Genomic DNA, 1,780 nt, shown 5'->3' on the forward strand with positions numbered 1-1,780 from the left:
TACCAGTATAACCTTGTTTAGCTCTATCTATGACTTGGAGAGATTGTGCCACAAGGGCTTGGTCGGATTCTAAGCCTAGCTTTGTTTTTTCTATGTTTTCGTTAATCTCAATTCCCATTTGTCCTAATTCATCTTGAGCGATAATCTTTAAAGGATTAGGAGCATCTTTTCTTTGATGATTAAGGTATTTAAAAAATTCAAAGAGAGCGTTGGAGATATTGCGGATACGATTTACTATTGTTGTGCGGATGAAGATAAACACAAACAACGCAACCACAAACACACAAGCCAAAATCCCCATAATATTTACATTTCTCATATAGTCCACAGACTCATATACTGATGATTCAGGTGCGATCGTGATTGCTCCCCACCACTGCCCAGTGCTACCTCGCCCCACTTCAAATGAAGCCACACCCATAATACTCTCCTCCCCTCGTGTGTTTGTTACCTCATACACACCAGATTCGTGGGATTTGAGTGCGTTGATTACAGCTTGCGCACTAGGATTATCCTTAGCTACATCGGCATAATTCTTTCCCATGAACTCACCATTTGGGTGAAGCACAAATAGCCCCTCGCTTGTTGCAAGCACACGATAACCATTTTTAAAAACACTCGTAATCTCTGCAAAAAGAAATTCTTTAATCAAACCAAGATGAAGTGTGCTTCCAACAACACCAACAACACTCCCCCTCTTATCTTTAATGGGATAGTTAAGCGTTAAGTGCATTGTCTGTTTATTTCCCATTTGCACTTTCATTGGGTTGCCAACGCTAGGCTTACCGCTATTTAGTGCTTTTTGCAAACCATCATCTTCTAAAAACGACACATCAGCAGGTAAAATCGCTACCCCACCAGTCTCTTTTGGATTATCATCGTGCCCAAATATCATTACCCCGCCATTACTTAGCCTATAATCACTACTCACATCAGGTATCAATGCAGAATCTTTAAGATAGATATAGGCATATTCCGCCCATTGATTAAAATCTAAAAGTGCTGTTAAAATATCTTTGCCTGTATGCTCCCTTAGATTCCCATTATTGATGTGTTGCGTAAGATTCTGCTGTGAATAGTTCAAAGCTACAAAGTTTTCATTAATATATCCCTCTATGACATTTTCTGTCCGCTTTGCCATATTTAGCACAAGCTTGTTGGCATCATCGCTTTGGATATTGTACGAAATACTCACCAAAACAACGCCCAAAATCCCCATACACAAAAACAGAACCAAACTCACTGAAACAATAATCTTACTTCCTATGCTTAACCTGTTAAACATCACCTCTTTCTCCTTATAAGTCATTTTTTAAGCCCGAAATTTTTTAGAAAAAAGGCTAAAAAATTAACAAAGGAAAAAATACTTTTAATTTATTAAGAAATTGTATTATTTCCTTTGTTAAAATTCATGATGAAAAAGTGTAAATTTTTTTCCTTTAATTTTATTACTTCAAGGAGTCTAAGATGAAAAATAATCCTTTCTCCCTCAAGCTTACACAACGCGACATTGCAGGTATCTTAAACATAGACACAAAAACGCTTTATAATTGGCGGAAAAATAAAAAGGAGTTATATGCGGTTGTTATGCTTGGCTTTAAGTTTAAAGAAATCCTATCCACACAGCAAAATCTTACCAAAGAATTAGAACTTATAGAATCTCAAGTGCTATCTCAAACACGACTAAATTCTTGGGGGTGGGGGGGGGGGGGGGGGGGGGGGGGGGGGGGGGGGGGGGGGGGGGGGTGGGGGGGGGGGGGGGGGGGGGGGGGGGGGGGGG

General features: G+C 39.8%; 1 protein-coding gene and 1 pseudogene. One reads left to right on the top strand and one right to left on the bottom strand.

Going from position 1 to position 1,780, the window contains the following annotated elements:
• Positions 1–1,285 (bottom strand): cache domain-containing protein (locus EBF12_RS02225; protein ID WP_121726220.1); only part of this gene is annotated, 1,285 nt, incomplete at its 3' end.
• A 182-nt stretch (positions 1,286–1,467) separates the two neighbouring features.
• On the opposite strand from EBF12_RS02225, the pseudogene EBF12_RS11630 reads away from it, so the two are divergent.
• Positions 1,468–1,668: pseudogene (locus EBF12_RS11630) on the top strand (hypothetical protein); the annotation flags it as partial.
• Positions 1,669–1,780: the final 112 nt, after the last annotated feature.

The sequence above is a fragment of the Helicobacter labetoulli genome (assembly GCF_003670275.1).
Taxonomy (GTDB): domain Bacteria; phylum Campylobacterota; class Campylobacteria; order Campylobacterales; family Helicobacteraceae; genus Helicobacter_C; species Helicobacter_C labetoulli.